The sequence below is a fragment of the Streptomyces sp. NPDC002536 genome, from assembly GCF_053594995.1.
Map to the genome: position 1 here is coordinate 1 of NZ_JBSFWU010000186.1, position 7,281 is coordinate 7,281.

7 protein-coding genes are annotated in these 7,281 nt (G+C 71.5%); 2 read left to right on the top strand and 5 right to left on the bottom strand.

Annotation, left to right across the window (positions count from 1 at the left end; all coding sequences use genetic code 11):
• Positions 1-117: 117 nt before the first annotated feature.
• The gene (locus ACWD4B_RS34565) at positions 118-573 is read right to left on the bottom strand and encodes a DUF4234 domain-containing protein (protein WP_451424493.1); all 456 of its coding nucleotides are present in this window, start codon (positions 571-573) and stop codon (positions 118-120) included.
• A gap of 176 nt (positions 574-749) precedes the next feature.
• On the opposite strand from ACWD4B_RS34565, the gene ACWD4B_RS34570 reads away from it, so the two are divergent.
• Positions 750-2,501, top strand: coding sequence for an NAD+ synthase (locus ACWD4B_RS34570; RefSeq protein WP_451424488.1), 1,752 nt, complete (start codon positions 750-752; stop codon positions 2,499-2,501).
• 15 nt (positions 2,502-2,516) lie between these two features.
• On the opposite strand, the gene ACWD4B_RS34575 is transcribed toward ACWD4B_RS34570, so the two are convergent.
• The 4 genes from ACWD4B_RS34575 to ACWD4B_RS34590 all read right to left on the bottom strand — a co-directional run bounded on the left by ACWD4B_RS34575 (position 2,517) and on the right by ACWD4B_RS34590 (position 6,114).
• Entirely contained in the window at positions 2,517-2,774 is a 258-nt protein-coding gene (locus tag ACWD4B_RS34575; protein WP_451424489.1) for a DUF2277 domain-containing protein, read from the bottom strand.
• A gap of 26 nt (positions 2,775-2,800) precedes the next feature.
• Positions 2,801-3,796, bottom strand: a complete 996-nt coding sequence (locus tag ACWD4B_RS34580) for an endonuclease/exonuclease/phosphatase family protein (RefSeq protein WP_451424490.1) — start codon at positions 3,794-3,796, stop codon at positions 2,801-2,803.
• A 102-nt stretch (positions 3,797-3,898) separates the two neighbouring features.
• Positions 3,899-4,495, bottom strand: coding sequence for a TetR/AcrR family transcriptional regulator C-terminal ligand-binding domain-containing protein (locus ACWD4B_RS34585; protein WP_451424491.1), 597 nt, complete (start codon positions 4,493-4,495; stop codon positions 3,899-3,901).
• Positions 4,492-6,114, bottom strand: a complete 1,623-nt coding sequence (locus ACWD4B_RS34590; protein WP_451424492.1) for an MFS transporter — start codon at positions 6,112-6,114, stop codon at positions 4,492-4,494. Before ACWD4B_RS34590 ends, ACWD4B_RS34585 begins: the two co-directional genes overlap by 4 nt.
• 171 nt (positions 6,115-6,285) lie before the next feature.
• Between ACWD4B_RS34590 and panB the strand changes: the two genes are divergently transcribed.
• Positions 6,286-7,143 carry a 3-methyl-2-oxobutanoate hydroxymethyltransferase gene (gene panB / locus ACWD4B_RS34595; RefSeq protein WP_336414609.1) on the top strand — a complete coding sequence of 286 codons (858 nt, stop codon included), beginning with the start codon at positions 6,286-6,288 and terminating at the stop codon, positions 7,141-7,143.
• Positions 7,144-7,281: the final 138 nt, after the last annotated feature.

Below are 7,281 nucleotides of genomic sequence, written 5' to 3' on the forward strand. Positions count from 1 at the left end.
GCCACCGACGGCCTGCAGCCGATCGACTGCGGGCACATCGTGGCTGGTCGCGCCCACGCGGCGGAGCCGCATGATGTAACAGCCCCGCGCCCCTACGGGCGCGGGGACCCCGCAGCCTCAGCAGGCCAGGGCGACCTGGGTGCCCTCCGGGGCGTTGTAGTGGTCGATGACCTTGTTCAGCTCGGCCTGGTAGTACAGCGGCCACAGGCCGAAGAGCAGCACGAACAGCAGCCCCAGCCCGCCGCTGCACGTCGGCTGCAGCCCGGCCGCCCGCTGGGCGTCACCGATGCGCCGGCCCGTGTTGTAGATCGACACGAACGGCGGGATCAGCAGGAAGCCGCCGAACCACAGCGTGAACAGGCTGCCGGCCGGGCTGATCTGGCGGCGGCTGTCGAACTGCAGCATCTCCTTGTGGATCTTGTAGTACCAGACCAGCGTGTAGATGCCGAACGTGATCAGCGGCAGGCCGAGCCACACTCCCACGATGTTGCGGCGCTTCATCGCCAGGCCGACGTGGGCCGGGGCGGGGGCCGGGTACCCGAACGGCGGCTGCTGCGGGTAGCCGTACTGCATGCTCAACGGATCTCCTGGAAGTGAGCTCTGACAACGCATCAATGAGCCCGTGGGCCTCACGCGCCACGGGCAGGCGCGCAGCCTGCCACAAGATCACGTCATGTGGCCAGAAGGGCCGGAGGGGCGTGGGCACCCTCACACCCCTATTGCGTCACATTGACGAGTACCCTGGGGCCGTGGCTCAACTTCGTCTCGCCCTGAACCAGATCGACTCCACCGTCGGCGACCTCGCCGGAAACGCGGAGGCCGTCGTCCGCTGGACCCGGCACTGTGCCGAGCAAGGTGCCCACCTGGCGGCCTTCCCGGAGATGGCGCTCACGGGCTACCCCGTGGAGGACCTCGCCCTGCGCTCCTCGTTCGTGGAGGCGAGCCGCGCGGCACTGCACGCGCTGGCCGCCCGGCTCCAGGACGAGGGTCTCGGCGAGCTGCCGGTCGTCGTGGGCTACCTGGACCGCAGCGACGAGGCCCGCCCCCGCCTGGGCCGCCCCGCGGGCGCCCCGCGCAACGCCGCCGCCGTCCTGCACCGCGGCACGGCCGTGCTCACCTTCGCCAAGCACCACCTGCCCAACTACGGCGTCTTCGACGAGTTCCGCTACTTCGTGCCCGGCGAGACCCTGCCGATGATCCGCGTGAACGGCGTGGACGTCGCCCTCGCCATCTGCGAGGACCTCTGGCAGGAGGGCGGCCGCGTCCCGGCCGCGCGCTCCGCCGGGGCCGGGCTGCTGCTGTCGGTCAACGCCTCCCCGTACGAGCGGGAGAAGGACGACACCCGCCTGGAGCTGGTCCGCAAGCGCGCCCAGGAGGCCGGCTGCACCACCGCCTACCTGGCGATGACCGGCGGCCAGGACGAGCTGGTCTTCGACGGCGACTCGATCGTCGTCGACCGCGACGGCGAGGTGATCGTGCGCGCCCCGCAGTTCGAGGAGACCTGCGTGGTCCTCGACCTGGAGCTGCCCGAGGCCCCCGCCGAGGTCCCGTCCGGGGTGGTCGACGACGGCCTGCGGATCGAGCACGTCACGCTCTCCGCCGACCCGCTGCCCGCCTACGAGCCGCTGCCGCTGCCCGCGGCGCAGCCGCACCTGGGCGACGACGAGGAGGTCTACACCGCCCTGGTGCAGGGCCTGCGCGCGTACGCCCGCAAGAACGGCTTCCGCAGCGTCCTCATCGGCCTGTCCGGCGGCATCGACTCCGCGCTCGTCGCCGCCATCGCGTGCGACGCGGTCGGCGCGGAGAACGTGTACGGCGTGGGCATGCCCTCGCGCTACTCCTCCGAGCACTCGATCGCCGACGCCGAGGAGCTCGCGCGGCGCACCGGGCTGAACTTCCGCATCGTGCCGATCGCGCCGATGTTCGACGCCTACATGGAGTCGCTGAAGCTCACCGGCCTCGCCGAGGAAAACCTCCAGTCGCGGCTGCGCGGCACCATGCTGATGGCCGTCTCCAACCAGGAGGGCCACATCGTCCTCGCACCGGGCAACAAGTCCGAGCTGGCGTGCGGCTATTCGACGCTCTACGGCGACTCCGTCGGCGCCTACGGCCCGATCAAGGACGTCTACAAGACGGCCATCTTCCGCCTCGCCACGTGGCGCAACCGGGCCGCGGCGGAGCGCGGGGAGACCCCGCCGATCCCGGAGAACTCCATCACCAAGCCGCCGAGCGCCGAGCTGCGCCCGGGCCAGGTGGACACGGACTCGCTGCCGGACTACGACGTGCTGGACCGGATCCTGGAGCTGTACGTCGACGGCGACCAGGGGCGCGACGCGATCGTCGCGGCGGGCTTCGACCCGGCGCTCGTCACGCGCATCCTGCGGCTGGTGGACACGGCGGAGTACAAGCGACGCCAGTACCCGCCGGGCACCAAGATCTCCGCGAAGGGCTTCGGCAAGGACCGGCGCCTGCCGATCACCAGCCGGTGGCGCGAAGTCTGACCGCGGGAGAGGCCGTCAGTCGGCTGCGGGTCCGCTGTGGCTTGTCGCGCAGTTCCCCGCGCCCCTGACGGGGCGCACGACCAGGCCGTCCAGCAGGCGTGCCGTCGCCGCCGTGACGGCGTCGACGGCCTCGTCGAAGACGGCCCGGTTGTGCGCGGCGGGGGCCCGGAAGCCGGACACCTTGCGCACGTACTGCAGGGCGGCGGCCCGGATGTCGGCCTCGGTCACCTCGGGGGTGACCGGTGGCCTGAGCGTTTTGATGCTGCGGCACATGTGTCCAGTGTGCCGGGCCGGCCCCCTCAGATCTTCACCCGCGCCGCCACCGGCAAGTGGTCGCTCTGCGTCGCCGGCAGCGTCCAGGCCGACACCGGGTCCAGCCCCCGCACCATGATCTGGTCGATCCGGGCCATCGGGGCGTCCGCGGGCCAGCTGAAGCCGAAGCCGTTGCCGGCGGCGCCCTGGGCGGAGCGCAGCTGTGAGGTGACGGGGGCCAGGGAGCGGTCGTTCATGGTGCCGTTGAGGTCGCCGAGGAGGACGAGCTTCTTCACCGGTTCGCGGGAGATGGCCTCGCCCAGTGCCTCGGCGCTGTTGTCGCGCTGGCCGGCCGTGAAGCCGGCGTTGAACTTCACGCGCACCGACGGGAGATGGGCCACGTAGACGGCCACCGGGCCGCGCGGGGTCTCGACGGTGGCGCGCAGGGCGCGCGTCCAGCCCATCTTGATGTCGACCGGGCGGGCGTCGTTCAGCGGGTACTTGCTCCACACGCCGACCGTGCCCTGCACGGAGTGGTACTTGTACGTGTCCGCGAGCGCCTTCTCGTAGACCGGCGCGACCTCGGGCTTCAGTTCCTCCAGGGCCACGACGTCCGCGCCGGAGGCGGCGACGGCCTTGGCGGTCGACGCGGGGTCCGGGTTCTCGGCGTTGACGTTGTGCGTGGCGACCGTGAAGTTGCCGCCCTTGCCCGACTTGTCGGTGAGCAGCCCGCCGAAGAGGTTCACCCAGGCGACGGCGGGCAGCAGCAGCGCGATCAGGGCGGTGGCCGAGCGGCGCAGCAGGGCCACGACGAGCAGGACGGGGATCAGCAGGCCGAGCCACGGCAGGAAGGTCTCGGTGAGGCTGCCGAGGTTGCCGACGCGGTTGGGGAGGTCTGCGTGCAGCAGCATGATCAGGCCGAGTACGACCGCCACTGCGGCCACGGCGACGCCCCGGCGCCAGATGCCGGGGCCGCGCCAGCGGGGGGTCCGCGCGGGGGCGGACCCGTCGCGGCCCGCGTCCTGGGTCTGTGCCTGAGACATCCTGCCGTCCTCACTACTCGGTGTTCGTAGGGAAGGACGTACGGGCAGGTCGCGCGGGTTCTGCCTGTGACACAACGGGCACAATCCCGGGTGTCCCGGCCGCTACGGGCGTACGCCCTCCAGCACCGTGTCCACGATCTGTTCCGCCAGCCCCTCCGGGAGCTCCTTCCACTCGTGCATGATCGCCCGCGACAGCATCGGGCTCACGAACAGGTCCGTCAGCAGCTCGACGTCGAGGTCCGCGCGGATCTCGCCGTTCGCCATCCCGCGCCGCAGCACGGCGAAGAACGCCTCGCGCCGCGCCTGCACGATGGTCTCGTGGTACTCCTTCCACAGCCTGGGGTGCGCCTGCACCTGTGCGGTGACGGTGCGCAGCAGCGCGGACGACCGCTTCGCCAGGCCCCGCCGCCGCAGGTACTCCAGCAGCAGCACCAGGTCCTCCCGGGCCGAGCGGCCCGGGAGGCCGGGCTGGGCCTCGTCCAGGGAGCGCAGCACGTCCAGCATCAGCTCCTCCTTGCCGGCCCAGCGCCGGTAGAGGGTCGCCTTGCCGACGCCCGCCTCGCGGGCGATGCGCTCCATGGACAGGTCGCCGATGGTGGTGCCGTCCTCCAGCAGCCGCAGCACCGTCTCGATCACCGCGGTGTCGACGGCGGCACTGCGCGGCCGCCCGCGCCGGTCCGCGCACGGCTGCGTGCTCACCGCTCGGCCCCCGCTTCCGTCTTCTGCGCGCCGGGGCGGTCCGCTCCCGGTGCGCCCGCGCCCGCGGCCTGCTTGCCGGGCAGGAAGAGGGCGACGACGAGCGCGCCGAGCAGGGCGACCGACGTGGAGCCGATGACGGTGACGTGCATGGCGTGGATGAACGCGTCCTCCGCCGGACCCACGAGCGCCTTGCCGGCCGGGCCGAGCTTCTCGGCGAGGCCGAGGGTGGCCTCGATGGACTCGCCCGCCGCGTGCCGCGCGGGCTCGGGCAGGCCGGGGACGGCGGCGAGCTTGTCGGAGATGCCGTCGCGGTAGGTGGTGGAGAGCAGCGAGCCCAGGACGGCGACGCCGAGCGCACCGCCGATCTGCCGGAAGGTGTTGTTCACGGCGGAGCCGGAACCGGCCTTCTCGCGCGGCAGCGACTGCATGATCGAGACGGTGGCGGGCGGCATGATGTGCGCCATCGCGGTGCCCTGCGTGAAGAACAGGATCTCCAGGACCCAGATCGGGGTGTCCTTGTCCAGCAGCAGGAAGCCCGCCGTGGTGGCGGCGACCAGCAGCATGCCGACGGCGCACACGGCCCGGGCGCCGAACTTGTCGACCATGAGGCGGGCCCGCGGGGCGAAGAACATCTGCGCGGCGGCCAGCGGCAGCAGCAGCATGCCGCTCTGCAGCGGGGAGTAGCCGCGCACGCTCTGCGTGTAGAAGACGATGAAGAACGTGGTGCCCATCAGCGCGAAGAAGACCAGCGCGATGGAGGAGACGGCCGCGGAGAAGGCGGGGTTGCGGAAGTACCGCACGTCGATGGCGGGATGCGCGCTGCGCCGCTCGTGCAGCACGAAGAGGACGAGGGTCAACAGGCCGCCGCCGACGGTCCCGTAGACCTCGGGGTCGGTGAAGTCGGCCAGCTGGCCGCCCTTGATGATGCCGTACACCAGCAGCACCAGGCCGACGACGGAGAGCAGCACGCCGAGCGGGTCGAGTCTGCCCGGCTTCGGGTCCTTGGAGTCCGGGACGAGCACCACCATCGCGATCAGTCCGGCGATCACGATGGGCACGTTGACCAGGAAGACCGAGCCCCACCAGAAGTGGGAGAGCAGGATGCCGCCGGTGATCGGTCCGATGGCGATGGCCAGGCCGACCGCGCCGGCCCATATGCCGATGGCCTTGGGCTGCTCCTCGCGCTCGAAGACGTTCATGATGATCGCGAGGGTCGAGGGCATCACGAAGGCGCCGCCGAAGCCCATCACCGCGCGGAACGCGATGAGTTCGCCCGGCGAGCCGGCCATGGCGGAGAGCACCGAGCCGATGCCGAAGACGACCATGCCGAAGAGCAGGACCTTCTTGCGGCCCAGCCGGTCGCCCAGCAGTCCGGCGGTGAACAGTATTCCGGCGAAGACGAGCGTGTAGGCGTTGATCGCCCACTCCAACTCGCTCTGCGTGGCCCCCAGTCCGGTCGGGGCGGGTGAGGCGATGGTCTTCATCGCCACGTTGAGGATCGAGTTGTCCAGCACCACCACCAGCAGGCTGAACAGCAGCACCGTGAGGATCGCCCACCGCCTGCGGTGGACGGCCTCGGGGACCGCGCGCACGGGGGCTGTGTCGGGGGGATTCGCCATGTTCACCACCCTAGGCTACTTCCGAAACGGATCCGTCTCGTATTGGAAAACCTTTACGCGCGAACAACTGTTCCCGGGGTGGGTTCCCCGCCGCCGGGAGGCGTGTCAGCATGGAGGTGATCCGGGGACGCCGACAGGGCGCCTCGAGACGATTCACAGGAGCCAATCGCCATGACGCATGCCGTGAAAGCCCCCGACAGCAGCAAGGCGCTGTACGGCGGAACCGCATCCCGGCGCATCACCGTCCGCGACATCGCCGCCGCCAAGCAGCGCGGCGAGAAGTGGCCCATGCTCACCGCCTACGACGCGATGACCGCCTCCGTCTTCGACGAGGCCGGCATCCCCGTCCTGCTCGTGGGCGACTCCATGGGCAACTGCCACCTCGGCTACGAGTCCACGGTGCCGGTCACCCTGGACGAGATCACCATGCTCTCGGCCGCCGTCGTGCGGGGCACCAAGCGCGCCCTGATCGTCGGCGACCTGCCGTTCGGTTCGTACCAGGAAGGCGCCGTGCAGGCGCTGCGCAGCGCCACCCGGCTGGTGAAGGAGGCGGGCGTCGGCGCGGTCAAGCTGGAGGGCGGCGAGCGCTCGGCCCACCAGATCGAGCTGCTCGTCGAGTCGGGCATCCCGGTCATGGCCCACATCGGCCTCACCCCGCAGTCCGTCAACGCCTTCGGCGGCTACCCCGTCCAGGGCCGCGGCGAGGAGGCGGCCGCGCAGCTGCTGCGCGACGCGAAGGCCGTCCAGGACGCGGGGGCGTTCGCCGTCGTCCTGGAGGTCGTCCCGGCCGAGCTGGCCGCGGAGGTCACGCGCACCCTGCACATCCCGACGGTCGGCATCGGCGCCGGGGCCGAGTGCGACGCGCAGGTCCTGGTCTGGACGGACATGGCGGGCCTGAACGGGGGCCGCGTACCGCGGTTCGTGAAGCAGTACGCGCGCCTGCGCGAGGTTCTGGGCGACGCGGCGCGCGCGTTCGCGCAGGACGTGGTGGACAGTGCGTACCCCGCGGAGGAGCACTCCTTCCACTAGGGCGTGCACCCCGGCCCCGTAAGGGGCGCGGGGCTGTTGCTCCCCCAGCTACCGCTGGGGGTGCCCTCCTTCTCGTCCTGGCCTGCCTCGCGGGCAAGGCGGCGGCCGCACTCCTGCGCCGGCTCGCGCCGTTGCTGC